The organism is Duganella sp. GW821-FHT07F09, from assembly GCF_059418705.1.
This window is the reverse complement of sequence record NZ_JBWKQJ010000027.1, coordinates 1-25,881: the sequence shown is the minus strand read 5'-3', so window position 1 is coordinate 25,881 and position 25,881 is coordinate 1. Positions and strand designations below refer to the sequence as shown.

Annotated in this window: 21 protein-coding genes and 1 pseudogene; 19 read left to right on the top strand and 3 right to left on the bottom strand. The window is 69.8% G+C overall.

Annotated elements, in window-relative coordinates:
* From AC07P1_RS33145 to AC07P1_RS33105, 9 genes and pseudogenes are all read left to right on the top strand, one after another.
* Positions 1 to 719, top strand: a pseudogene (locus tag AC07P1_RS33145) (hypothetical protein); the annotation flags it as partial.
* On the top strand, positions 716 to 1,120 hold the full coding sequence (locus tag AC07P1_RS33140) for a flagellar hook assembly protein FlgD (RefSeq protein ID WP_494699847.1): 405 nt from the start codon (positions 716 to 718) through the stop codon (positions 1,118 to 1,120). The pseudogene AC07P1_RS33145 and the gene AC07P1_RS33140, both read left to right, overlap by 4 nt.
* A gap of 34 nt (positions 1,121 to 1,154) precedes the next feature.
* Positions 1,155 to 2,324 carry a flagellar hook protein FlgE gene (locus tag AC07P1_RS33135; protein WP_494699846.1) on the top strand — a complete coding sequence of 390 codons (1,170 nt, stop codon included), beginning with the start codon at positions 1,155 to 1,157 and terminating at the stop codon, positions 2,322 to 2,324.
* Positions 2,321 to 3,286 (top strand): FliM/FliN family flagellar motor switch protein, encoded by a 966-nt coding sequence (locus tag AC07P1_RS33130; RefSeq protein ID WP_494699845.1) that lies wholly within the window; start codon positions 2,321 to 2,323, stop codon positions 3,284 to 3,286. The genes AC07P1_RS33135 and AC07P1_RS33130 overlap by 4 nt, the downstream gene beginning before the upstream one ends.
* 25 nt (positions 3,287 to 3,311) lie before the next feature.
* Positions 3,312 to 3,668, top strand: coding sequence for a FliM/FliN family flagellar motor switch protein (locus tag AC07P1_RS33125; protein ID WP_494699844.1), 357 nt, complete (start codon positions 3,312 to 3,314; stop codon positions 3,666 to 3,668).
* Positions 3,665 to 4,144, top strand: coding sequence for a flagellar biosynthetic protein FliO (locus AC07P1_RS33120; RefSeq protein WP_494699843.1), 480 nt, complete (start codon positions 3,665 to 3,667; stop codon positions 4,142 to 4,144). Before AC07P1_RS33125 ends, AC07P1_RS33120 begins: the two co-directional genes overlap by 4 nt.
* 8 nt (positions 4,145 to 4,152) lie before the next feature.
* Positions 4,153 to 4,884 carry a flagellar type III secretion system pore protein FliP gene (gene fliP, locus AC07P1_RS33115; RefSeq protein WP_494699842.1) on the top strand — a complete coding sequence of 244 codons (732 nt, stop codon included), beginning with the start codon at positions 4,153 to 4,155 and terminating at the stop codon, positions 4,882 to 4,884.
* A 7-nt stretch (positions 4,885 to 4,891) separates the two neighbouring features.
* On the top strand, positions 4,892 to 5,674 hold the full coding sequence (locus AC07P1_RS33110) for a sigma-70 family RNA polymerase sigma factor (RefSeq protein ID WP_494699841.1): 783 nt from the start codon (positions 4,892 to 4,894) through the stop codon (positions 5,672 to 5,674).
* 27 nt (positions 5,675 to 5,701) lie between these two features.
* Complete coding sequence (locus AC07P1_RS33105; RefSeq protein ID WP_494699840.1) at positions 5,702 to 6,886, top strand: tetratricopeptide repeat protein; 1,185 nt, start codon at positions 5,702 to 5,704, stop codon at positions 6,884 to 6,886.
* A gap of 46 nt (positions 6,887 to 6,932) precedes the next feature.
* On the opposite strand, the gene AC07P1_RS33100 is transcribed toward AC07P1_RS33105, so the two are convergent.
* Positions 6,933 to 7,325 carry a hypothetical protein gene (locus AC07P1_RS33100; protein WP_494699839.1) on the bottom strand — a complete coding sequence of 131 codons (393 nt, stop codon included), beginning with the start codon at positions 7,323 to 7,325 and terminating at the stop codon, positions 6,933 to 6,935.
* 9 nt (positions 7,326 to 7,334) lie between these two features.
* Positions 7,335 to 7,943 carry a tetratricopeptide repeat protein gene (locus AC07P1_RS33095; RefSeq protein ID WP_494699838.1) on the bottom strand — a complete coding sequence of 203 codons (609 nt, stop codon included), beginning with the start codon at positions 7,941 to 7,943 and terminating at the stop codon, positions 7,335 to 7,337.
* A 198-nt stretch (positions 7,944 to 8,141) separates the two neighbouring features.
* Here AC07P1_RS33095 and AC07P1_RS33090 point away from each other — a divergent pair, with 198 nt between their 5' ends.
* The 9 genes from AC07P1_RS33090 to AC07P1_RS33050 are packed head-to-tail and all read left to right on the top strand — an operon-like array spanning position 8,142 to position 14,274.
* A complete protein-coding gene (locus tag AC07P1_RS33090) occupies positions 8,142 to 8,339 on the top strand; it encodes a hypothetical protein (protein WP_494699837.1) in 198 nt (65 codons plus the stop codon).
* 35 nt (positions 8,340 to 8,374) lie between these two features.
* Positions 8,375 to 9,100, top strand: coding sequence for a hypothetical protein (locus AC07P1_RS33085; protein WP_494699836.1), 726 nt, complete (start codon positions 8,375 to 8,377; stop codon positions 9,098 to 9,100).
* Positions 9,101 to 9,102: 2 nt separating this feature from the next.
* Positions 9,103 to 10,029: a hypothetical protein gene (locus tag AC07P1_RS33080; RefSeq protein WP_494699835.1), complete on the top strand. Its 927-nt coding sequence runs from the start codon at positions 9,103 to 9,105 to the stop codon at positions 10,027 to 10,029.
* On the top strand, positions 10,026 to 10,607 hold the full coding sequence (locus AC07P1_RS33075; protein ID WP_494699834.1) for a hypothetical protein: 582 nt from the start codon (positions 10,026 to 10,028) through the stop codon (positions 10,605 to 10,607). Before AC07P1_RS33080 ends, AC07P1_RS33075 begins: the two co-directional genes overlap by 4 nt.
* Before the next feature lie 2 nt (positions 10,608 to 10,609).
* The gene (locus AC07P1_RS33070) at positions 10,610 to 11,422 is read left to right on the top strand and encodes a fatty acid desaturase (RefSeq protein WP_494699833.1); all 813 of its coding nucleotides are present in this window, start codon (positions 10,610 to 10,612) and stop codon (positions 11,420 to 11,422) included.
* A gap of 4 nt (positions 11,423 to 11,426) precedes the next feature.
* Entirely contained in the window at positions 11,427 to 11,891 is a 465-nt protein-coding gene (locus tag AC07P1_RS33065) for a GNAT family N-acetyltransferase (protein WP_494699832.1), read from the top strand.
* Positions 11,878 to 12,510: a hypothetical protein gene (locus tag AC07P1_RS33060; protein ID WP_494699831.1), complete on the top strand. Its 633-nt coding sequence runs from the start codon at positions 11,878 to 11,880 to the stop codon at positions 12,508 to 12,510. The genes AC07P1_RS33065 and AC07P1_RS33060 overlap by 14 nt, the downstream gene beginning before the upstream one ends.
* Positions 12,511 to 12,514: 4 nt before the next feature.
* Entirely contained in the window at positions 12,515 to 13,618 is a 1,104-nt protein-coding gene (locus AC07P1_RS33055) for a hypothetical protein (RefSeq protein ID WP_494699830.1), read from the top strand.
* Positions 13,615 to 14,274 (top strand): cupin domain-containing protein, encoded by a 660-nt coding sequence (locus AC07P1_RS33050; RefSeq protein WP_494699829.1) that lies wholly within the window; start codon positions 13,615 to 13,617, stop codon positions 14,272 to 14,274. Before AC07P1_RS33055 ends, AC07P1_RS33050 begins: the two co-directional genes overlap by 4 nt.
* On the opposite strand, the gene AC07P1_RS33045 is transcribed toward AC07P1_RS33050, so the two are convergent.
* The gene (locus tag AC07P1_RS33045; RefSeq protein WP_494699828.1) at positions 14,271 to 15,308 is read right to left on the bottom strand and encodes a hypothetical protein; all 1,038 of its coding nucleotides are present in this window, start codon (positions 15,306 to 15,308) and stop codon (positions 14,271 to 14,273) included. The two genes, AC07P1_RS33050 and AC07P1_RS33045, sit on opposite strands and share 4 nt — an antisense overlap.
* 179 nt (positions 15,309 to 15,487) lie before the next feature.
* Here AC07P1_RS33045 and AC07P1_RS33040 point away from each other — a divergent pair.
* The coding region (locus AC07P1_RS33040; protein WP_494699827.1) for a hypothetical protein at positions 15,488 to 25,881 on the top strand (10,394 nt) is incomplete at its 3' end.

The window sequence follows — 25,881 nt, the reverse complement described above, 5'->3', positions numbered from 1 at the left end:
CCTCCGGCGCCGCCGATACCGCCGGCCGCGCCGGGGCCGGCCGGGACGCGGCGGCGACCGGCGCCGGCATGGGCGCCGCCCGGTTGACGCCGGCCTCACCGGCGGCTTCGTCGACGGCGCCTGCGGCCATGGCGTCAAACGGCCCGGGGTCGCCCGGCGCGCTGCTGGCGGCGATGTCCGCCGCCGTGCGCGAGGCCGCGCCCGCGCTTGGCATTGACGTGGCGGCGGCCAGTCTGAGCGTGGGCGCCGCGCCGCCGCCGGGTCCCGGCTGGGCCGGTGCGCTGCCGGGCGCGTCCTGGGCGGAGCCGGCGTCGGAGGCGGCCGAGGCAGCCGAAGCACCCGGCGCCGCGCCGGCGCTGGCCGAGGCGGACGCCGGCGACCAGGCCGCGCTGCGCCTGCACGCCGAGTGGCTCGAACACGGCGTGCGCGTCTGGATCGGCGCCGACCGCCGGCTCGACCTGGACGCGGCGGGCTTGACCCGCCTGAGCGAACAATTGCAGCAGTACTGCCGCCAGCAAGGGGCACCGCTGTTGGCCCTGGTTTGCAACGGCAAGCGCGTCGCGCTCGATGGGGCGGGCAGCGACGGCGCCGCGCCCGGCAACGTTGATGCTGGCGAGCATTCCGACCAGCCGGATCGCGTTGGCGATGGCGCGGCCAGGCCGCTGGCGCCGCCCGATAGCGCCGTATCCCCCCTTTACACCCACCAGGAGCAATCATGAGTATCGGTGCCGTTCCCAGCGCCAGCGGCGCTGATCTGCAAACCAACAACGTCGGCCTGCAGGATTTCCTCAAGATCCTGCTGACGCAGCTGACCTACCAGGATCCGTTGAAGCCGATGGACAACCAGGCCTTCATGGCGCAGATCGCGCAATTCACGGCCTTGCAGCAGGCGCAGGAGACCAATACCAAGATGGATACCCTGATCGGCACGCAGTCGGCGCTGCAATCGGTCGCGCTGATCGGTAAAACCGTCGATGTCACCACCGCCAGCGGCCTGGTCACCGGCGTGGTCACCGGCCTGTCCTTCAGTTCCGCCACGCCGAGCGTCAGCGTCACCGTCGCCGGCGGTCAGCCGCTCGATAACCTGAGCCTGAGCCAGATCAACGCGGTCCGTCCCTGACCGCCTCATCCCCCATCATTGAAAAGAGAACATCATGCTCGATTCCATCTACATCGGCATCACCGGCCTGCAGGGCTATTCCAACGGCTTGCGCACCATCGCCAACAACACGGCCAACATCAACACGCCGGGCTTCAAAAGCTCCAGCCTGCAGTTCTCCAACCTGTTCTACGCGCAGGGCAATGGCGGCGGCGCCACCAGCCAGATGGGCTATGGATTGAACACCGGCGCCACCACGCTCAACTTCAAGCAGGGCGAGATGCGCCAGACCGGCAACGACCTCGACATGGCGGTCGACGGCGACGGCATGTTCACCTTGCGAGATAGCGCCGGCAAGACCCACTACACGCGCGCCGGCCAGTTCGAATTCAATCCGCAGGGCGAGCTGGTCAACCGCTCTGACCAGTCCAACGTGATGGGGTTCAACGCCCAGGGCGCGCTGACCAAGGTGTCGATCAACAACCTGAAGAGCAACCCGGCGGTGGCCACCACCACCATGACATTCACCGGCAACCTGGACGCGTCAAGCACGCAGACCATCGGCAACCTGACGGTGATCGACGCGGCCGGCGGCAAGCACGACCTGGCGGCGCAGTTTACGCCGCCGGTGACGCCGGGCGGCCCCTGGGCGGTGCAATTTCTTGAAGGCGGAACCAAGGTCGGCGACGGCTCGCTGGCCTTTATCAACGGCCGTCCGGACCCGGCCAACGCCAAAATCGTCTGGAACTACACCCCGCCCGGGCTGGGCGTGCAAAAGCTGACCTTCGACTTCAGCAACAACGTCACCTCGTTCGCGTCAACCGGGCAGACGCTGCTGGCGATGGACACGCAGGACGGCTTCGCGGCCGGCACGCTAACGCGCATGACGTTCGACGAGGCCGGCACGCTGGTGCTCAACTATTCGAACGGGCAGACGGTCAAGGGCGCCAAGCTGGCGCTCGGGCGCTTCGACACGCCCGCCGATGTCGTCGCCGACGGCGGCAACCAGTTCGACGCCGCCAACAACAGCGTCTGGCACAGCGGCGTGGCCGGCAGCGCCAACTTTGGCGCGGTGCACTCGGGCATGGTGGAAATCTCCAATGTCGACCTGTCGCAGGAATTCAGCGACCTGGTGATCACGCAGCGCGGCTACCAGGCGGCGTCGCAAATCATCTCGTCGGCCAACGACATGCTGCAGGAACTGTTCGCCATGAAGGGTAAATGATGAACGCCACCGCCAACGCCGCCGCCGGACAGCGGCCGGACGCGCTTGCCGCCGGGTTCACGGACGCCGTCGCCCAGCCGCTGCGGCACTGGACCGATACCCAGTTGGCCGGCCTGGCCGCGCCGCTGGGCCAACGGCTGCGCGCCTGGGCCGACGGCTGGGGGCTGGACCGCGCCGAGGTTCCGGACACGACCGCCGAGGGCGCCGACGGGCCGCCACCGGCCGACCACGGCTCGTGGCTGGCGCTGCACCCGGCCGGCGCCGCGGCGCGCGCCTGGCTAGCGCCGCCAGCGGGCGCGCCGGCGGCCACCGTAGTGCTGCGGCAGGCGCTGTTCGACGCCGCCCCGGAGGCGCCGCTGTCGCTGTCGCCCGACGCCGCCGGCGTGTCGCACCAGGTTTGCGAGGCGGCCTGGACCGACTTGCGGGCAATGCTGGCCGACGCGCTGCGGCTGGCCCCGGCCGTGGCCGAGGCGGCGCCGGCCGCCGCCATCGGCGTCGACGATTGCCGTGCGTGGTCCGGCGCCGTGCTGGTGCGCCTGCCGATGGCCGGCGCCGGCTGGCGGTTGCTGCTCAACGGCGCTTGCGTGGCGCAACTGGCCGCGCCCAAGCCGGCGCCGAAGTTGACGCCGGCGGCCGCGCCGACGGCGCTGCTAACGGCCTTGCGCGACCAGCCGCTGACCCTGCGCGCCGGGCTCGGCGGGGTCGAGATGACGCTCGGCGGCCTGCGCGCGCTGGCGGTCGGCGACGTGATCCGGTTGCCGCACGCGCTCGACGAGCCGCTTAGCCTGATCGACGCCGACGGCCGCCCGGTGTGCCCGGCCTTCCTGGGCCGTCAACAGGGCTGGCGCGCGCTGGAATTGCTGGCCGCGCCGGCGCCGCCCAAGCCGGCCGCCCCGCCCAAGCCCGCCGCCGGGGCGGCACCCGCCAGGCCGGCGCCACCACCACCGGGTCCACGCGCCTGACGTCCATTGTTAACTTGAAGAGAACATGATGAATACCGTAATCAAACCGCAAGCCGGCGCCGCGCGCCCGGTGGAAGCCCAAGTCATCGAACTGAGCGAGCTGCACGACGACGGCCGCGCCGCCGGCGCCGCATTGCTGGTCGACGCCAACCCCCTGCATCAGGTCAAAACCCGCTTGCAGGTGTGCGTCGGCGAGGTGGTGCTGACGGTGGGCCAGTTGCTGGCCGCCCGCGAACACCAGGTGCTGCGCCTCGACCGCCTGGTCGAGCAGCCGGTCGATCTGCTGCTGGAGGGGGCGGTGGTGGCGCGCGGCCAGTTGTTGGCCGTGGACGGCCATTTCGCGATCCGCATCAGCGATCTGCCGCTGCCGTTGAAGGCATGAGGGCGCCTGTCTTAAGTGTCGGCGCCGCGCTGCTGTGCTGCTGTGCGCTGGCCCTGGGCGCCGCGGGTCCGGCCCATGCGGCCAGCGATGGCGCCGCAGCCTCCGCGCTGCCGGCCACGCTGCCGTTCCGGCGCGATCCGCCGCCGCAGACCGACGCCACCGGCCTGGCCGGCGCCGGCGCCGCCGTGTTGCTGCTGGCTGTCGCCGGCGCGCTGGCCTGGCGCCAGCGCCGCGCCCGCAGCGACGGTGCGGCGAGCGCCTCCGCGCCCTGGCTGGACTGGATGGGCCGGCGCCCCGGCGATGAGGCGATCAAGCTGGTCGACAGCAAACAGCTCGGCCCCGGCGCCCGGCTGCAGGTGGTCGAATGGGAAGGCTGCCGATATCTGTTGTCGAACAACCAGCACGGCGTCACGGTGCTCGACCGGCGGCCGGCCCCCGGGGCGGGCGCGCGCACGCAAGCCATGGACGCGGAATGAAACGGCCAATGAAACGACGGTTATTTGTTTTGGCGCTGTCGGCGGCAGCGCTGCCGGCTTGGGCCGCCACGGCCGGCGCCGACGGCCTGCTGCCGGAGCTGTCGGCCCTGAACGGCACCTCGCAGGCGATGCGCATCGTGCTGGGCCTGACCTTGCTGGCGGTGTTGCCGGCGCTGCTGGTGTGCCTGACATCGTTCCTGCGCATCATCGTGGTGCTGTCGATGCTGCGCCACGCGATCGGCATGCCGGAGACGCCGCCCAACACGGTGCTGATCGGCCTGGCGCTGTTCCTGACGCTGTTCACCATGGCGCCGGTGCTGGAAAAGGTCAACCACGACGCCTTCCAGCCCTTCATGGCGGGCCAGGCGGACATGGCGCAGGTGCTCGAGCGCGGCAGCGGTCCGATGCGCGAATTCATGGCCCGCCAGACCCGCGAGCAGGACATCGCGCTGATGATCGAACTGGCCAAGGCGCCGACCCCGCGCACGATGGACGAGGTCGGCTGCCTGCAATTGATACCGGCCTATATGCTCTCCGAGCTGCGGGCCGGCTTCCAGATCGGCTTCGTGATCTTCCTGCCGTTCCTGCTGATCGACCTGATCGTGTCGAGCATCCTGATGGCGCTGGGCATGATGATGATGCCGCCGACCACCATCGCCATGCCGCTGAAGATCCTGGTGTTCATTCTGATCGACGGCTGGAGCCTGGTGCTCAAGGCCCTGGTCGGTTCCTTCCACTAGCGCCGCCATGATAGACGATCCAATCGGCAATATCGGGGCGCGGCCGCCGCCGGCGCCCCGGCGCCACGCGCAGCTCGACGACGAGGCCGGCCTCTGGCGGCGTTGCCGCGGGCAGGGCGACGCCCAGGCGCGCGAGGTGCTGATCGGCCATTACCTGTCGTACGCGCGGGCGCTGGCGGCGCAGTTGTACGGCCGCCGCACCATCGACGAGTTCGAGTTCGACGAGTACATGCAGTTCGCCACCGTCGGCCTGATGGAGGCGGTCGACCGCTTCGACGCCAGCCGCGGCATCCTGTTCAAGACGTTCGCCACCACGCGCATCAACGGCGCTATGCTGAGCGGCCTGAGCACCCTGAGCGAGCGGCAGCAGCAGATCGCGATGCGGCGCCGCATGACCGACGAACGGGTCAGGTCGCTGCGCGGCGCGACCTTGTCGGACGACCCGGAGCGGTTGCTGCGCGAACTGGCCGAGATCGGCATCGGCCTGGCGCTGGGTTTCGTGCTCGAGGGCAGCGGCATGCTGGCCTCGCCCGAGGCGAGCGTGGCCGACAACACCTACACCCGGCTCGAGCTGCGCCAGTTCCAGCAGCAGATCGCCTACCTGTGCCGGCGTCTGACCGCGCGCGAGCAGGAGGTGATCCAGAAGCACTATATGCAGCACATTAGTTTCGACGAGATCGCCGAGCAGCTCGGACTCACCAAGGGCCGCGTGTCGCAATTGCACACGCAGGGCTTGAAGCGATTGCGTTCTTTATTATTGCAAGTCGCACCGTGCGATGTCACGCTGTGACCCATGTCCCCACCGCCAGGAGCAAGCATGACTTCCATTGACGCCACCCCCGACACCGGACCGGCCCCGGCACCGGCCGCCACGCCGGCCGAGCAGCGCCTGTCGCGGCTGCAACAGTATCTGCTGGTTGACCCCGGCAACGAACCGTTGCGGGCCGACCTGTTCCAGCTGGCGTTGCAGCTGGGGCGGGCCGAGTTGGCGCAAGCCCAGGTGACCCACCAGTTGGCGATCGATCCGCTCGATGTCAACTGGCGCCACCGCCAGGCGGCGCTGGCCATGCAGCGCCACGATTACGGCGACGCCGTGCGGCTGCTGGCGGCGCTGGCGCCCGAGGCGCCCGCCAATCCCCACATCCGCCACGACCTGGGCCGCGCGCTGTTCCGCCAGGGCCAGTTCGCGCTGGCGCTGGCGCAGCTGCAGCCGTTGGTCGATCAGCAACTGGCCCAGGTGCCGGCGGCGTTGGCCCTGTGGATGCGCTGCCAGCAGCGGCTCGGCGAGCACGCGCTGTTGCTCGACGTGTTCGCCGCGCGGGCGGCCGACACGCCGCTGCCGCCCGAGGCCTACGGCGTGGCCGGCCTGATCGCGTTCGACGCCGAACGGGTGGCGCAGGCGCGCGCCTGGGCCGGCCACGCGCTGGCGTTGGCGCCGCGCCAGCGCGAGGCGCTGGTGGCGATGGGCACGCTGGCGGTGGCCGACCAGGACGGCGCCAGCGCCAAGCTGTATCTGGAGGCGTGCCTGGCCGACCATCCGCAGGACGGGCGCGCCTGGTCGGCGCTGGGGTTGGCGCGCCTGATCGACCTGGAACCGGCGCCGGCGCTCGCGGCGCTGCAGCGGGCGCTGCGCTACATGCCCGAGCACATCGGCACCTGGCACGCGCTGGGCTGGTGCCAGTTGTCGCTGCGCGACGCCGGCGCGGCCAGGGACAGCTTCGCCCATGCGCTGGAGATGGACCGCAATTTCGGCGACAGCCATGGCGCGCTGGCGGTGGCGCTGGCCATGCTCGGCGAGCAGGGGCCGGCGCGCCAGCACATCGAACGCGCGCTGCGGCTGGACCCGGGCAGCCTGGTCGCGTTGTACGCGAAGTCGGTGCTCGACGGCGAGGGCCGCGATCCGCAGGCGTTCCGTCTGATGGCGCGCCGCCTGCTCGGCGGGCACAAGACCCTGACCGGCGCGCCGCTGGCGGACGCGGTGCTGGGGCGCGGCGTGTCGTAGGGCAGGGCCGCAGGGCTTAATTAAAGGGCTGGACCAAGGTGTCTGGCTATTTTTTGCGGGCGGCGTTCGCCAGCAGGAACTCGCCGGCGCGGTCCATGGCCGGCACCAGTTCCGGGTTGCCCTCCATACTGAGCTGGACCTTGTCGATCAACCGGTGGAACGCCGGGTCGTTGATCAGATCGCCGCCCAGCTCGGTGGTCAAAATCGCTTCGAGGAATACGCGGAAGGCCTTGCGTCGGCGCTGCGGATCGTCGGCGCCGATGGCCAGCACGCGCCCGGCGATGACCGCCTGCAGGTCCGGGGGCGCGGCGCGCCCGCCCTTGGCGCCGGCGCCGGCCGGCGCCTGCGCGCGCGTCTGGAGCGGCGACCGGCGCCCCAGCGCGGCCACCTGGGCGGCGATCTGGTCGAGGAAGCGGCCGGTGGAATCGATCGAACGCATCTAACCGGCCTAGTGCAGCTTGCGGTAGTTCGACAGCAGGAAATGCTCGCCGCCGGCCGCCGCCGCGCCGTCCGTGCCGGCCTCGGCCAGATGGTCGACGGCCGCCGCCGGCGCCGCCGCCATGGCCGCCTCGACGCGTTCGATTTCGCCCAGGAAGCGTTGCATGTCAACGTTGAGGGCGGCGTTGTCGCGGTTGGCGGCGATGCCCGCGCGCAGCGCCAGCGCGGCCTCGGCGAAGCGGTTGTGCACCAGGCTCTCCAGGCCGGTCTTGAACAGCCGGAAGGCGTCGTCGGCCGGCAGCGCCGACAGCGGCTGCCACGTCGCGCCGGCCGCCGCCGGCCGACCGGAACTCAGCTGCAGCAATCCGAGTTGGAAGCGCGCCGGCGCGTAGCCGGGCGCGCGCCGCAGCGCGCCGATGAAGGCAGCCTCGGCCTGGTCGTAGTCGCGTGACTGGGCGTGCTCGGCCGCGATCAGCGCCAGCGGCCGCGGATCGGCAGGGTGGGCGTCGGCGGCCGCGCGCAGGCGCGCCAGCGCGGCGGCGCCGTCGAGCGCGCCGATCTCCCGGAGCAGGGGCAACAGGTAGTCGTCTTCGGCGGGGTCGGCGTGGATGGTCTGCATGGTGTGGTTTCCGGGCGCAAGTTGTGGGACGCCCCGATTGTACCGCCGCCGGCGCGCCGCGACACGGTTTTCCCGCCGCGATAAAAATATTCATTCCAGGCCTAAATTCCCGGCGCGATCCTTGGATAAGTTGCTACCGAGGTTGAAACACCGTGTGGCCGAAGACGCCGCGCGGCCCGTCAAAAAAAAGGAAACAAAGTGGAAAATCTGGCTCTGAGTACGACCCCGCCGCCCGCGCACCTGCTGGCGGCCGCCGCGTTGCGGGCGGCGCCGTCGCGCGCGCAGGCCGTGCCGCGCATGGCGCGCTGGCGCGGCCCCGGCCTGGGCCTGCCGATCGGCGCGCCGTCGGGCGGCCGCGCGCCGCTGGTGTCGCCGATGTTATTTGGCGGGAAATAAGAACCGCAACCAAGAACAGGACCCGCGCCGTCGCCGTGATCAAACTTTTACTCAATCCGACCCTGCGGCTGGCCCAGGACGACGAGACCGTCTTCCTGGTGTCCGAGACCGACTATTTCCAGTTCCCGCTGGCCATGCTGCCGTTGTTGGCGCAGCTGCGCGAGCCCACCGCGATCGACGACATCGACCCGGAGCACCGGCCTTGGCTGCGGCAGCTGGGCGAGAAGCGCCTGCTGATCAACGCCAACCACAACGGCTTGCCGCCGGCGGTGGTGTCGTACTGGCTCGCCAAGCACTACCACCCCGGCTTCACCAAGGCGCAATTGGCGCTGGGCGTGCGGTTCGTCGGCCCGCTGGCGCCGCGCTATGGCGCGCTGTTCGCCGCCCGCTATCCGGAGTGCGCGGTGGTCGAGCGCGACGGGCGCCTGCTGGTGCATGTCACCGACGACCTGCTGCGCTGCGATATCGACGACGCGCCGGGTCCGCCGCTGGTGCTGCTCAAGGTGGGCGGCATCAAGCAATCGATCGGTCCGGTGCTGACGCCGGCGCTGCGCTACAGCGAACTGTGCGCACGGATCGGGCGTCCGGCCGGACTCGACCTGGCGGCGACGGTGCCCGACAGCGTGCAGGCCACCGCCGACGCCATCCTGCTCACCGAGCTGTACCACCTGCGGGTGCAGGCCGGCCTGCACCTGGCCACCAACCATGTGGTCGAGTGGAACATGGCGCGGTTGACGAAAAAACACTGGAAGGTCAAATAGCCATGCCAAACCGCTTCACCGACGGCTCGTTCGAGCTCGGCTACGACGGCGTGCCCTGGGGCCGCCGCACCGGCGACGCCCAGCGCTTCTACCACCTGGCCATGCCGGTGCGCCGACCGCTGCGCCCGTTCCGCGCCGAGGCGCTCAACGCCGCGCAGGAAATCCGCGCCTCGCGCGAGGGCCGCATCCTGATCCCCTACAGCGGCGGCGCCGACAGCGAGGGCATCTGCGAGGCGTTCCGGCGCGCCAAGATCGAGTTCACGCCGCTGATCGTGGTCTACGAGAACGACGTCAACCGCCACGACGTCGAGTACGCCTTCGCCTATTGCCGCCGCCATGGCCTCGAGCCCATCGTCGAACACCTGGACCTCGAGCGCTTCTTCGCCTGCGGCATGGCGCTGGAACTGGCGCGCATGTGCCAGGCCTGGGAGCTGGCCTACATGCCGGTGCTCAGCGTCATGCTGGCGCGCAAAGCCGACGGCTTTTTCATCGGCCCCGGCGAGGCCTCGATCAGCCGGAGCACGGGCGCCGACGGCGCCGCCGTCTGGCACTACAGCGAGAGCGAACGCCACTACTGCTACAACAAGTTCATGGCCGCCGCCGGCATCGACGGCGTGCCGTCGTTCTACCAGTGGTCCACCGAGCTGGTGCACAGCGTGCTGTGCGATCCGCTGCTCGAGAGCCTGGCCAGCGGCCTGTACGCCGAACGCATCTGGGGCAGCAGCCTGCTCAAGCACAGCCTCTACCGCAAACACCTGGGCCTGCCGCCGCGCATCAAGTTCACCGGCTTCGAGGCCATGGGCGGCATGCTCAGCCTGCACAACCACGCCTGGCGGCAAAGCGCCGCCGCCGCGCTGTGCCAGAACCAGTCGAGCGACATCGAGTACTGGACGCAAGTGGCCAACGCCCGCTGGAGGGCGCCGGCATGAGGATCGTCCAACTGGGGCTGGAACATGATTTCGCCATCAAGCGCATGCGCCTGATCGCCGCGCGTTCGGTCGGCCAGGACGTCGAGGACGTGGTCGACCCCTCGCAGGTGCTGGCCGACGCCCGCTACGAACGCATGTACCTCAATCCCGACAACAGCTGCTACCACTGCTACGGCGCGGTCGGCGACGACGGCGCGCTGTATTCGGTGATCGCCTTCAAGCAGGAACCGCTGCGCGGGCGCTGGCTGCTGCAATGGCTGTGCGCGGACGGCATGCTGGCCGGGGGACGCCCGCTCAACGGCGTGTTCGACATCGTCGACCACGTGCTGCGCATGAACGAGGCGGCCGGCATGGCGTCCTGGCTCGGCTGCATCCCGGCCCGCTACGAGCACGTCTACGACCGCCTGTGGCGCCGCCATTGTCCGGCCTACGGCGGCTACAAGGTGGCCGAACGGGTGCTGGTGCCGGCGCACGCGGTGGCGCCCGAGTCCGAGCACTTCGGCGAGCTGTTCGGCTTCACCGTGCAGGCCATCGACATGCTGGTGCGCACCCATATCAAAGTCAACGAGGAGGAATGAGTATGTCGTGGTGGAAAACGATGGTCAACTGGCCGGGCCACATCAAAAAGGTGTTCCTGCCGGTGCACGCGCTGGGCCTGGCGGCGCTGGTGCTGCTGCCGCGCGCCGGCTGGCACAGCCTATGGCTGACCCTGGCCGGCTGGACCCTGTTCAGCGGCTGCGGCATCGCCGTCGGCTACCACCGGCTGTTCTCGCACCGGGGCTTCAAGGTGGCGCGCCCGGTCGAGCTGTTCCTGCTGGTGTGCGGCGCCTTCGGCGCCCAGGGCTCGTCGATCTTCTGGTGCGCGCTGCACCGGGGCTACCACCATCCGCACGCCGACACCGAGCGCGACATTCATTCGCCCATCCACGGCAAGTTCAACGCCTACGTCGGCTGGATCTTCAAGATCCGCCCCGATTCGGTCAACCTCAAGTACGCGGTCGACCTGATGCGCGACAAGGCCCACCTGTGGGTGCACAAACGCTACGTGCCGCTGTTGTGGGTGCCGATCGCGCTGTCGGCGCTGATCGACTGGCGCCTGGCGCTGTACTTCTTCGCGCTGCCGATGATGATGGCGGTGCACCAGGAGAACCTGGTCGACCTGTTCTGCCACACCCGCAACGCGCTGGGCTACCGCAACCACGAGACGCGCGACAATTCGATGAACAACGTCGTGCTCGGCTGGCTGGCCTGGGGGCAGGGCTGGCACAACAACCACCACAAGCGGCCGGCCGACTGGAACTTCGGCAGCGAGCGCTGGTACGAATTCGATCCGTGCCGCCTGATCATCCCGCTCATCGCCCGGCGCGCCGGCGACGCCGCGCCGGCCCGGTAGCGCCATGTACCTGGCCGCCATCCGCCATGAAAAGACGCTGTGCCACAGCAAGGCCTTCGCCTTCGTGCTGCGCCAGTTCACCGCGCTCGTCGCGCTCGGCCACGCCGAGCACGAACTGCCGTTCTCCAACCAGTCGCAGGTGACCTACGGGCTCGACGCCGCCGGCGCCGTGATCGCCGCCTCGGTGCACGCCTACGACCCGGCCAAGCGCGCCATGTGGCTGCAGTTCTCGGCGGTCGAGGCCGCGCACCGGCGCAACGGCGCCTACCGCGAGTTGTTCGCCGAGGTGTGCAAGAGCGCGCGCGGCGCCGGCGCCGTCAATGTTTACGCCGGCGTGGCCACCGACAACCACGCCATGCTCGGCGCGGCCAAACGGCTGGGGCGCGAGCCGGTGGTGGTGCGCTACAAATTCGCCGTCGGCGACGCCGCGGCCCCAACCCTGAAAGGTGACAACGATGATCCTCCATGAACGCCTCCCGCTGCTGATCCTGATCGACGTGGAGACGTCCATCGTGCTGGGCACCGTGCCGAGCGCGGCCTGCGGCCAGATGCTCATGCTCGGCCTGCTCAATACGCAGATCAACTACCTGCCGGTGCAGGCGCCCAACCTGGCCGGGCGCTGGGAAGGGCTCGATTTCGACGCCGAGGGCAAGTTCTACACCATGGCCCGCGGCTGGCGGGCCGAGCCGGCGCCGGCTCGGCTGGTGACGGCGGCGGTGCGCGAGCGGCGCCGCCTGATGCGCCAGCGCATCAGCTACCTGTACCCTTGGGAAATCTATTGCAAGGGCTCGCTGCTGCGCTTCCAGGGCTATATGTCCGACGGCGTGCAAGCCTTCGTGCGCCAGGAGTTGGCCGCCGGCGCCGACAGCGCCTACGTGCGCGAATACGCCAGCATCAACGACATCGAGGTCGGCAACGCGCTCGAGGAGCTTGGCGGCAAGGTGCGCAGCCTGGGCATGGTCGAAGCGCGCAACTGGGCGCAGTACGACAAGATCGCCCGCCGCATGGCGATGGCCCCCAACCGCGAAGTCCAGGACGCGCTCATGGCGCAGGGTTTCGACATCCTCTACAACAACGCTTACATCTGACACCATGGACCTGTACATCGCCAACGCCGGCTCGCTGCTGGACTACGACGCGCCCGAGGTGCGCGACTGGGCCTCGATCTATAACCTGATCGCGCTCAACGTCAGCCTGGTCGACCGCACCGGCGCGCTGCGCGTGCCGTTCAACTTCAAGATCTACCCGCCGTTCGAGTTCGCCCGCATCGCCGAGGCCGACAGCTTGAGCTACGAGGCCTGCTGCGATCGCCGCGCGCGCGAGCTGCTGGCGCTCCAGGACGAGCTCGGCCTGCCGCTGGCGCTGCTGTATTCGGGCGGCATCGATTCGACCCTGGCGCTGATCAGCTTTGCCAAGGTGCTCAGCCCGGCCGAGCTCAAGGAGCGGGTCCACGTCTACCTGTCCAACGACAGCATCCTGGAAAATCCGCGTTTTTACTACGACTTCGTGCGCAGCCACTGCACCATCCGCGCCAGCGAGGATTTCACCACCGTGCTCGACGGAAAGCACATCATGGTCGGCGGCGAGCACAACGACCAGCTGTTCGGTTCCGACATCATCGGCAAGATCCTCCAGCAGCATCCGATGCGCGCCGTGCACCAGCCCTACAGCCGGCGCTTCCTGGTCGACTTCTTCGTCGCCCGGGGGCTGCCCGAGCCGGCCGCGCACCGCTGGTTCGAGCTGCTCGACGCCCACATCCGCGCCGCCGGCGCGCCGGTCGGGACCATCTTCGAGTTCTTCTGGTGGCTCAACTTCGTCTTCAAGTGGCAGTCGGTGTATTTCCGCATCCTGCTGCGGGTCGACAAGGCGGGGCGTGGCCTGGTCGACCAGCGCTTCTGCGACCGCTGCTACCACCACTTCTACAGCCCGGCGTACTTTCAGCGCTGGTCGATGGACAACCCGGACTTGAAGATCAAGGACAGCTGGGCCTCGTACAAGTTCACGGCCAAGGACCTGATCTACGAGTTCAACAAGGACGAGGATTACTGGAAGCACAAGATCAAGGTCGGCAGCCTGTCGCGCCTGTTCCTGCAAAAGGACACGGCCGTCGGCCTGGGCAGCGACTTCGACTACCTCGACACCTTGCGCGGGCCCGACCTCTACAACCCCGACAACGCCTTCAAGGACGCCGCATGATCATCGTCGAGAAAGGCGCGTGGCACAAGCCGCGCTCGATGTACCCGTGCCGCGTGCACGCGCTGGCCGGCAGCGGCGTGCTGCCGTTCGACGACGACGCCAGCGCCTATGGCTACCTGAGCGCCGGCACCCTCTCGCTCGAGGGCATGACGGTGCGCGCCGGCCAGTACTTTTGCCTGACCCGGGTCGGCGAGGGCGCCTGCGCCGAGTACAGCGGCGCGGCCGGGATGGTGGTGGTGCGCCACGGCTTCAAGGCGCTCAACCAGGTCGGCGGCCCGCTCGAGGCGTCGGGACGGCTGGTCTACATCGACGGCTGCTCGGACACTCTGCTGGTCAGTCCGCCCCGCCTGGGCGACGCCAGCCTGAACCACCTGCATTTCCCGCCCGGCATCGAGCAAAGCTTCCACATCCATCCCAGCATCCGCGCCGGCATGGTGGTCGCCGGCGCCGGCCGCGCCAGCCTGGGCGGCGGCGTCGAGCTGCCGCTGCGGGCCGGCGCGGTGTTCGTGCTCGACGAGCGCGAGCGCCACCGCTTTTGCACCGACGGCGACCAGATGCACATCGTCGCCTTCCATCCGGACGGCGATTTCGGCCCCACCGACGAGAACCATCCGATGAAGAACCGCACCTTGATCACGGCGCCGCGCGAGCGCTAGGAATTGGGCTCCGGGTCGTCCAGCACGCTGGCGGCGATGGCCGGGTAGGCCAGCGGATGCACCGCCGGATTGCTGTTCATCTCCAGCAGCCAGGCGCGCCCGTCGGCGTCGAGCACGGCGTCCACGGTGAACAGGGTGTGGCGCCGGATGCCGGCCGGGATGGCCTCGCGCAGGCGCACGCCGGCCGTGCGCAGCAGATCGAGCAGCGGCGCCGCCAGCGCCGCCGTGCCGCCGCCCGGTGCGGCGCCGCCGTCGCGCAGGTCGATCAAGGTGCGCGCGCGCGGATGCAGCAAGGTGCTGCCATAGCGGAACTCCACCGTCTGCCGCCGGCCCCGGGGCGGCACGTCGTCGATCGCGGCGCCGTGGTAGCGCAGCAGCGCGGCGCAGCCGTCGAGCAGCGCGCGCCGCTGTTGCGCGCCCAGCGCCTGCTGCAGGCTGGCGCGGCGCAGGATCAATTCGCCGAGGCTCGAGCCGCCGTCGCCGCGCACGCTCGGCATGGCGTCCATCTCCAGGCACAGCGGCCGTCCCTCCCAGTACCAGATCTTCAGGATTCTGCCCTCGATGAAGCGCTCGTAGAACTCGCCGTGCGCCGGTTGCAGGCGGCGCTCGGCCGACGAGCGGAACGGGCCGGCGATGGCGGCGCCAAACGAGGCGTTGGCGCGCTTGACGATGACGTCGCGCAGGTCGGCGTCCGGGTCGGTCGCGTACTCGGGCACCGGCAGCAGGGTCTCGCGCGCGTAGCGCTTGAAGGCCAGCTTGTCGGCGGCCAGCGGCCAGTGTTTGTGGCGGTAGGGCAGCCAGCCGGCGAAGGCGGCGGCGTCCGGCGCCGGTGCGGCGCTGTAGCGCTGGGCGCCGGGGGCGCCGGTGAGGAATTTCGGGTGCAGCGCCCACTGGCGCGGCCCGCGCCGCACCAGCACGTCGAAGCTGTCGAAATCGAGGATGGCCTCGGCGCCGGCGGCGGCCAGCGCGGCGCGCAGCCACAGGAAGTGGTGCAGCAGGTTGTTCTTGGAGGGGAGGGCGGTGGTCGCTTGCATGGGCTCGTCGCGGTGGTTCGGATGGCGCCGATCATAACAACGATCACGGCGCGCGCGCGAGCTTAATATTTCTTGGCGCGGCCCTAAACAATGGCGCGATCGTGGCGACAAGTTGCAAAAGTATTCATCGCTGCCGGCCCGTTCGGCACACACGATCATCATCTGAAGGGGTAGTGCACATGGTAGCCATCGTCAGCGGCAGCAGCGCCGGATTGAACTTGTCCGGGTCCACCCCGTTCGGCCGGCGCGGCAATCTCGGGCAGCCCGCCCAGGGCGCCAACGGCGACCAGGCCTATGTCAATATCGCCAACGGCAACCTGGTGCTGCAGCACCTGGACGCCAACGCCTTCGGCCGTGGCCCGGACCTGTCGCTGCTGCGCACCTACAACAGCCAGGGCGCCTTCACCGACGACAACGCCGACGGCTGGTGGATCAACGGCTACCGCCGCGTCGTCGGCCAGACCGGCACCGTCAACACCGCCGGCAGCACCGTGCAGCGGGTCGACAGCGACGGCTCGGTGCTGACCTACACCTACAACGCCACGGCCGGCAACTACCAGGCCGCAGCCGGCTCGGGCCGCTTTAACACCCTGTCCTACAACGCCACCAGCGCCCAGTGGACCTGGACCGAGGCGGCCACCCAGAACAAGGAAGTCTACGGCGCCAGCGGCGCCACCTGGCGCCTGCTGTCGCAAAGCGACGCCAACGGCAACACCACCAGCTACGCCTACACCGGCAACCTGCTGACCGGCGTGACCGACGCCAACGGCGAATCGATCGAGCTGATTTACAGCGGCAACAACCTGGCCCAGGAACGCATCAAGCAGGCCGACGGCACCTATGTCAGCAACACCTACTACCGCTACGACGCCCAGAACCGCCTGGCCCAGGTCAAGCTGGACCTGAGCCCGACCGACAACTCGATCGGCGACGGCGCCGTGTACGTGACCAGCTACGGCTACGTCGGCGCGACCAACCTGGTGTCGAGCGTGACCCAGACCGACGGCACCGAGCTGAACTTGACCTATGTCAACGTCGGCGGCCAGGACCGGGTCGCCAGCATGACCGACGCGCTCGGCCGAGTGACCGCGTTCAGCTACGACGTCGCCAACCGCAAGACGGTGGTCACCGACCCGCTGGGCAACACCACCACCTATGTGTACGACACCGCCAACCGCTACACCAGCATCACCGGCCCGACGGCCGGCGGCGTGGTCCAGCAGATGACCTATCTGTACGACGCGGCCGGCAACCTGGCGCGCTCGACCGATGCGCAGGGCAACTACACGGCCTGGGTGTACGACGCCCATGGCAACCTGCTGACCCAGACGGACAACCTGGGCAACCGCCTCGAGCGCACCTACAACGCCGCCAACCAGGTGCTCACCAGCACCGTCTACCGCACCCCGGCGGCCGGCTCGACGGCCGCCAGCGCGCCGGCGACGACGCGCTACGTCTACGACGCGCTCAACAATCCACGCTTCGTCATCACGCCCGAGGGCCGCGTCAGCGAATTCCGCTACGACGCCTTCGGCCAGCGCACCAGCGCCGTCGGCTATCCGGCCGCCGCCTACGCCCTGACGGGCCTGGCGGTGGGCCAGGCGCCGGCGCTGGCGACCATGGTCAGCTGGGCCGCCGCCCAGACCCAGGGCCAGACCACCCGCGCCGACTACGTGTACAACGTGCGCGGCCAGCTGGCCGGCGCCACCACCTACGCCGCCATGAACGCCGACGGCACCGGCGTCAAGGACGGCAGCGAGTCGACCGTCGCCTACGCCTACGACGTCGGCGGCCACCTGTTGTCGGTGGTCGACGCCAACAAGAAGCAGACCAGCTACGTTTATGACGGGCTGGGCCGGGTGCTGTCGACCACCGACGCGCTCGGGCACGTCACGCTCAACCAGTACGACGACGCCGACCACACGCTGATCCACAAGCAGGCCAACGGCCGCGTCGACACTGCCATCTTCAACCGCGCCGGCGAACTGCTGGCGTCGATCCAGGGCGGGGTGGCGCGCACCGAGTACCGCTACGACGGCCTGGGCCGGATGATCCTGTCGATCGACCCGACCGGCGTCAAGCAGTTCACCGTGTACGACGCGGCCGGCCGCGTGCAGGCCGTCGTCGACGGCCGCGGCGACGTCACCCAGTATGTGTACAATTCGCTCGGCCAGGCGGTGCAGACGGTGCGCCACAGCGTGCCGCTGACGCCGGCGCAGATGACCCAGCTGCTCGGCGCCACCAGCGTGGCGGCCACGGCGACCCCGCCGGCGCCGGCGGCGACGGTGCTCAAATGGAGCGCCGCCACCAGCTACGCGGCCGGCGCGCAGGTGGTCTACGGCGGCAAGCTGTACCAGGCCGGCGCGGCCAACGCCAACGCCGAGCCGGACGGCGTCAACGGCCTGTGGGCCGAGGTGCCGCTGGCCGGCCAGACCCGGACCTGGTCGCCGACCGCCAGGTACGCGCTCAACGACACCGTCACCTTCAACGGCGCCACCTACAAGGCGCTGCGCGCGACCCAGGGCGCCACCCCCAACCTGGCGGCCTCGGCCGATTGGTCGCTGGTGACCGCCGCCACCGCGCCCGCCTTCAGCGACCAGTCGGCGCTGTGGCCGATCGTCGCCGGCGACGCCAGCAGCTTCAATTTGTACGACCAGGCCGGCCGGCTGGCCAAGACGGTCGACGCCATGGGCCACGTGACCGAGCGCCAGTACGACGGCGCCGGCAACCTGGTGGCCGTGATCGCCCGCGCCACCACCGTCGCGACGACCGGCCTGAGCAAGACCTCGACGCCGGCCTCGGTGACGGTGGCCGCCAGCAACCTCGACCGCACCGTCTACAACTATTACAACCTGGACAACCAGCTGGTGGCCAGCATCGACGGCGAGCGCTATGTCACCCAGTACCGCTACGACAACGCCGGCCGGCCGGTGGAGGCGGTCCGCTATGCCACCGCCGTCGTCTCCACCGTGGCGCTCAGCCCCGCCACGGCGCTGGCGACGTTCATGCCGGCCGCCAACGCCGCCGACCAGCACAGCTACACCTTGTACGACGCCGAGGGCCGCACCGTCGGCACGGTCGATGCCGAAGGCTATCTGACCGAGCTGAGCTACGACGCCAACGGCAACCGCACCGGCAGCCGGCGCTACGCCACCAAGACCGGCGCCGCCGTCACCGCCGCCAGCACGCTGGCGTCGCTGCGTCCGGCCGCCGCCGGCGAGGACCAGTCCACCAGCGCCAGTTACGACGCGCTCAACCGCGTGATCGGCAACGTCAACGCCGAGGGCGCCGTCAGCCAGTACGTGTACGACGTCGCCGGCAACCTGATCACCGTCACCAGCGCGCTGGGCACGGCCGACGCCCGCGTCGCCTCGCAGCGCTACGACGCGCTCGGCCGCCTGAGCGCCACCTTGTCGGGCAACGGCGCGGCCCTGCTGGTGTCGGGCCAGACCCAGGCCCAGATCGACGCCGTCTGGGCCCAGTACGGCACCACCTACGCCTACGACAACGCCGGCCGGCGCGTCTCCTCGACCGACCCGAACGGGGCGCGCACGCTGTTCTACTACGACCAGGCCGGCAACCTGACGCACACCATCGACGCCATGGGCGAGGTGCGCGAGCGCCGCTACGACGCCTTCAACCAGCTCACCGCGACGGTGCGCTACGGCACCCGCCTGGCGCAGCCGGCCACGCTCGCGGGCGGCCTGGCCGACGCCGCGCTGGCCACGGCGCTGGGCGCCATCGTCAACGCCGCGCTCGACAGCAAGAGCGTCGTCTCCTACAACCTCGATGGCACGGTCAGCGCCGCCACGGACGAACTGGGCGGCGCCACCACGTACGCCTACGACGCCTTCGGCGACCGGCTGGCCACCACCATCGCCATTGCCAGCGGCAAGTCGCTGGCGCTGAGCGCGGCCTACGACCACCGCGGCCTGCAGACCGTGCTGGTGAGCGACGCCGCCGCCGCCAACGTGGCCCAGACCAACACCTACGACGCCTTCGGCCGCGTGGTGCGCCGCGTCGATGGCAACGGCAACACCACCCAGTTCAGCTACGACCGCCTGGGCCGGACCGTCACCAGCATCGACGGGGCGGCCGCCACGCGGCGCGACAGCTACGACGCCTTCGGCCGCGTGCTGACCCACACCGATGCGCTGGGCAACATCACCAGCTACGCCTACGACCGCGCCGCCCGCAGCGTGACCATGACCACGCCCGAGGGCATCCAGCTGGTGACCGCGCGCACCCTGCAGGGCCAGACCGCCAGCGTGGTCGACGGCAACGGCAATCGCACCACCTACGCCTACGACCGCGACGGCAACCTGCTGACCACCACCACGCCGCTGACGGCGACCAAGTCGGTCTACGACCGCGCCGACCGCCTGGTGCAGACCGTCGACGCCAACGGCAAGACCGTCGGCTATACCTACGACGCCGCCAACCGCCTGCTGACGCGGGTGGTCGACAGCGCCGGCCTGGCGCTGACCACCAGCTACCAGTACGACGCCAAGGGCCAGCAGATCAGCGTGACCGATCCGGCCGGCGTGGTCACCGTGCTGGCGTACGACCTGAAGGGGCAGGTGCTGAGCCAGACGGTCGATCCGACCGGCCTCAACGCCGTGACCCGCTACACCTACGACGCCCGCGGCAAGCGCCTCACGGTCACCAGCCCGGCCGGCAACGTGGTGCAGTACGCGTACGACAACCTGGGGCGGCGTATCGAGGAGCATGTCGACCCGGCCGGCTTGAACCTGGTGCGCCGCTACACCTACGACAAGGACGACAACGTCGTCAGCGCCGCCGACGCCGACGGCAACCTCACGCGCTACGCCTACGACGCCGACAACCGCCTGGTCTACACGGTCGACCCGCTGGGCGCCGTGCAAAAGAACACCTACGACGCCGAAGGCCGCGTGACGGCCGTGACCGGCTACTCGGCGGCCATTTCGCTGGTCAGCTTCGGCCCGGCGGTCACGGCGGCGCAGGTCGCCGCCAGGGTGGTGCCGGCGGCCGGCGCCGACAAGGTCGAGGCCCGCGTCTACGACAAGGACAACCGCCTGCGCTACAGCATCGACGGCCTGGGCGGCGTGACCGCCTACGTGTACGACAAGAACGGCAACGTGGTCGACAGCACGGCCTACGCCAAGCGCATCGTGCTGGCCAACTGGACCGCAGGCACCACGCCGGCGGTGGTGGCCGACGCCGCCCACGACCGCCGCGTGCGCACCGTCTACGACGCGCTCGACCGGGCGCTGTTCAGCGTCGCCGGCACCGGCGCGGTGACCGCCTACAAATACGACGCCAACGGCAACGTGGTCGACCGGGTCGCCTATTCGAAGCTGATCCCGCCCGACACCGCGATGACGGCGGCGGCCATCGGCGCCGCCGCCGCGCTGGTGGCCAACGCCAGCGTCGACCGCCATGTGCGCATGGTGTACGACGGCGCCAACCGGCTCGCCTTCAGCGCCGACGGCGTCGGCGCGGTGACCCAATACGTGTACGACAAGGACGGCCGGGTGGTCAAGCAGGTCGCCTACGCGACCGCGATCGGCGCGGCCGTGGCGCCGTCGGCGGCGGCCGCCAGCGCCAACGACCGCGTCACGTTGTTCGCCTACGACGCCGCCGGCAGGCTGGCCTACCAGGTCGACACGCTCGGCGGCGTCGACCGGATGGTGTACGACGCTAACGGCAACCTGGTGCAGCGCATCGCCTACGCCAAGCCGATCACCGCGCCGGCAACGGCCACGGCGGCGCCAACGGCGGCCGCGCTGGCCGCCGCCGTGGTGGCCGACGCCGCCAATGACAGGATCGATTCGCGCACCTACGACGGTGCCGGGCGCCTGGTGTTCAGCGTCGATGCCGTCGGCGCCGTCAGCGAGTTGCGCTACGACGCCGCCGGCCAGGTCATCGCCACCGTGGCCTATGCCACGCCGGTGGCGCTGCCGCTGGCGGCCGGCTTCGGCACGGCTTCGGTGCGGGCGCTGCTCAAGACCGACGCCGCCAACGACCGGCTGGCGCAGCGCGCCTACGACGCCGCGGGCCAGCTGGTCTACACGGTCGACCCGCTCGGTTACGTTCGGCGCAATACCTACGACGCGCTGGGCCGCTTGACGGCGACCACCGCCTATGCCAAGGCGGTGGCCTCGACCACCGCCAACACCGTGGCCGCGATCGGCACGGCCGTGGTGGCCGATGCCGCCGACGAGGCCACCGCGTACCGCTACGACAACGCCGGCGAACTGGTCGGCACGACCGACGCGCTGGGCCGCACCGAGCAATATACGTACGACGGCCTGGGCAACCGCCTGAGCTTTGTCAACAAGGCCGGCGCCACCTGGAACTACGCTTACGACAGCGCCGGACGCCTGCTGACCGAGGTGTCGCCGCCGGTGGCCGTCACCGGCATGACCACCGACGCCAACGGCAACCTGGTGGCGCCGGCCGCCGCCAACCTGAACGTCGTCACGGCGATGAACTACGACGCGCTGGGCAACCTGGTGGCGCGCACCGAGGCGGCCGGCCGGCCGGAGCAGCGCAGCACCGCCTACGTGTACGACGCGCTGGGCCGCCAGACGATGACGATCCTGCCGCCGGTGGCGAACTACAACGAGGCCGAGGACTTGACCACCAACGGCGCCAGCGCGCTGGCCGCCCGCAGCGAGACGACGGTCCAGCTCAAGACCCAGACCTTCTACGATGCGCTCGGCAACGCCGTCATGAACCGCGATGTCGCCGGCAATTTCAGCTACAAAGCCTATGACCGCGCCGGCAACGTGGTGTACGACGTCGACGCGCTCGGCTATGTGACCGGCTACCAGCGCAACGCCTTCGGCGAGGCGGCCGGGCTGACCCGCTACGCGTTGGCGCCGGCCACCGGCCTGGCCGCCGGCACCGTGCGCAGCGCCGCCGCGCTTTCCACCGCGCTGGCCGCGCTCAACCATGTCGCCGACCGCGCCATCGTCACCACGTTCGACAAACTCGGGCGCGCCGCCACCGTCACCGAGCCGGCCAGCTGGGTCAGCGACGGCACCCAAGGCGCCGTCGCCGCCAAGGTCACGCGCAACACCTACAACGGGCTGGGCCAGCTGGTGCAGCAGGCCGTGCTGGCAGACGCCGCCAGCAACACATGGGCCACCACCAGCCATTTCTTCGACCGCGACGGCCGCGAGACGCTCACCGTCGACGCCATGGGCTACGCCACGGGCCGCGCCTATGACGCGATGGACAACGTCACCCGCGTCATCGAGTACGCCAACGCGCTGGCCAGCGCTGCCCCTGCCACGGCGGCGACGCCGACGTCCAGCGCCGACGACCGCGTTGTGACCTACACTTACGACAAGCTCAACCGCGCGGTCACGCAGACCCGCGTCAACATCCAGTTCAGCGACGGCACCACCGACGTCACCGCAGGCACGCGCAGCCGTGGCAACGCCGCCACCACCTACGCCTATGACGCGGTCGGCAACCGCACGGCCGTCACCGACGCGCTCGGCTCGACCACCTACACCTATTACGACGCGCTCGGCCGGGTGCGCGCGGTCGCGCTGCCGGTGCGCAGCAGCACCGTGGCCGGCACCGCGCTCACGCCGCTGACCGAGTTCCTGCGCGACGCCCTGGGCAACGTGACGGTCAAGATCGATTACGCCAACGGCGCGGCCAGCGCCACCGCCACCGCCTACACGGCCGGCACCGCCAGCGCCGACGACCACAAGGCGCTGGCCAGGTACGACAGCCACGGCGACGTGGTGCAAAACGTCGACGCCAACGGCGTGAGCCACTACGCCTCCTACGACGCCAACGGCAACGTGCGCAAGCAGTGGCAGGCCGTGACCGGCAACGACGGCGTGGTCCACACCTTGTTTACGGTGTACAAGTACGACGCGCTGGGACGACGCGTGACCACCGTCACGCCGGCCAGCACCTCGCAGGTCAGCGGCAGCGGCATCGCCAGCGTGACCCTGGCCACCGCCGGCCTGGTGCAGGAGCAGATCGAGTACAACGCCTTCGGCGAGATGGTACGCCAGGGTACGAACGGCGGGCGCCAGACCTATTTCGATTTCGACAACGCCGGCCATCTGTGGCGCACCAACAGCGGCGACGGCGTCGACAAGGTCTTCATCTACAACCTGCTGGGCCAGCAGACCACGCTCATCAGCAACGCCGGGCTGGTCAACGGCGTCAACCTCGGCACCACGGCGCTGAGCACGATCACCAGCGCGCAGCAGGCCGAGCAGCTGGCCGGCATGCGCCGCACCACCAGCCAGGTCGACCTGCTGGGACGCGTGCTGACCCTGACCCTGCCCGACCGCGGCGGCGCGCGGCCGGTGGTGAAACAGACCTTCGACCGCTGGGGCAACGTGCTTACCCGCGGCAACCTGTACGCGGCCAACAGCGTCACCATCTTCAAGTACAACGCCGACAACCAGATCATCGTCCAGACGGAGCCGGATGGCAACGGCGCGCAAAGCGCCAACAGCCCGACCACGCAAACCTATTTCGACCGCCTGGGCCGCCAGATCGCCGTGCGCGACGCCAATGGCAACGTCAGCAACCAGACCTACGACCGCGCCGGCAACCTGGTGCAGGAGCAGCACGCCGACGGCGGCATCGTCACCCATTACTGGAACGCGTTCGGCCAGCAGAGCGGCGTGCGCGACGCCAACGGCAACCTGACCACCTACGTGCTCGACCACATGGGGCGGGTGCTGCAAAGCGTCAGTCCTGCGGTGGGCAAGTACAGCGTCAGCACGGCCAACGCACTGAGTGGCGCGAGCCAGCAGCTGACCACCACCTCGGCCTACGACCAGGCCGGCCGCCTGCTGTGGCGCACCACGCCCAACGGCGAGAAGACCAGCTACGATTACGATTTGCGCGGCAACACCGTCGGCGTGCTCCTGCCGATGGGGCAGACCCAGCGGCGCGCCTACGACATCGCCGGCCGCGTCGTCGGCGCGCTCGACGCCAACGGCAAGCTCGCCACCTGGACCTACGACAGCTTCGGCCTGTTGACGGCGCGGCGCGACATCGGCGGCGCCACCTACAGCTACGTCTACGACGCGGCGCGCCAGCTGACCTCGCAGACCAGCAGCGGCGGCCAGAGCCTGGCCTACCGCTACGACGGCGCCGGCCAGCAGATCGAGGTGCACGACACCGTGCTCGACAAATTCGTGCTGACCAGCTACAACGCGGCCGGCCAGAAGACGCGCGAGCAAACCATCCAGAAGAACAAGCGCTACCAGGACAGCTGGTCGGCCTACAACGCCCAGGGCCGGCTGGCGCGGGTCGACTCGCCCAAGGACGGCGTGAGCGTGTTGATGGACTACGACAAGATGGGCAACATCGTCCATCAACAGACGGTGCAGACCGCGCACGGGGTGAGCACGGCCAGCGAGAACATGGTCATCGACGGCGCCACGCACACGGTGACGCAGGAGATCTCGGCCGCCACGGCCAGGACCGACAACCTGTGGTACGCCTATGACAGCATGCAGCGCCAGCTGATGATCGAAGGCGGCACCGACGGCAACGCCGCCAACAACGCCAACCTGACGGCCACCCAGGGCCACCGCGAAACCTACGACAAGAACGGCAACCGGATCAGCGACACCAGCTGGGGCCTGGCGCTGGTGGCGCAGATCGTTAACGGCACCACCACCTATGTCCGGCATACCGGGCTGATCACGCATTACTACCAGTACGACGCGGCCAACCGTTTGGTGTCGACGTCGCTGGCGGCCTACGACAGCGCCTGGAACGCGCTGCCGGTGGCGCAGGCGGTGGTGGTCGACCAGCGCTTCTACGACGGCGACGGCCAGTTGGTGCAAAGCGGCGCGGGCCCGGCCATGCCGGCCGCCTACCGCAACGCGCTGGCCCTGGCGGCCAACGCTGCGCTGGCGTCGCAGTACGCGACGTCGCAGAAGCGCTACGACGCCAACGGCCGCCTGCTGTCCGAGCATGTCACCGAGCTCAACGGCACGCTGCGCTACGACACCACTTACGGCAGCTATGACCTGGAGGGCAATCCGCTGGCCTACAGCACGCTCGATGCGACCGGCGCGCGCACCGACAACACGATCGTGATCCAGGCGCTCGACGGCTACAAGCGCCAGACCATCACCAGCGTCAAGACCGCCGCCGACGGCAGCAAGACCACCAGCAGCACCAGCTACAGCTACGACAAGAACGGCTTGTTGACCGGCACCAACGCCACCCTGGCCAACGGCACCAGCACCGCGCGCGGCTATGTCAACGACGCCAACGGCAACATCGTCCAGAGCCTGGAAAACGGCAAGACCATGAACCGGCTGCTGGCCGACGGCCATCTGCTGGAGACCTGGGCCGGCACCTCGACGGCCACGCCGCAGACGCTGGCGACGACCACGGGCGGGACCGGCGCGACCGCCGCCACGACGCAAAGCGCGCCGGTGGCGACCAACGAGGCGATGGCGCCGCAGGTGGCGCGCCAGCGCCTGAGCGCGAGCATGGTGTCGACGTCGTCGACGATGTCGACCGAGTCGACTTCGGCCACAACGGCAACGGCGACGACGTCCGGCGCGCGCGTGAACTACTTCGA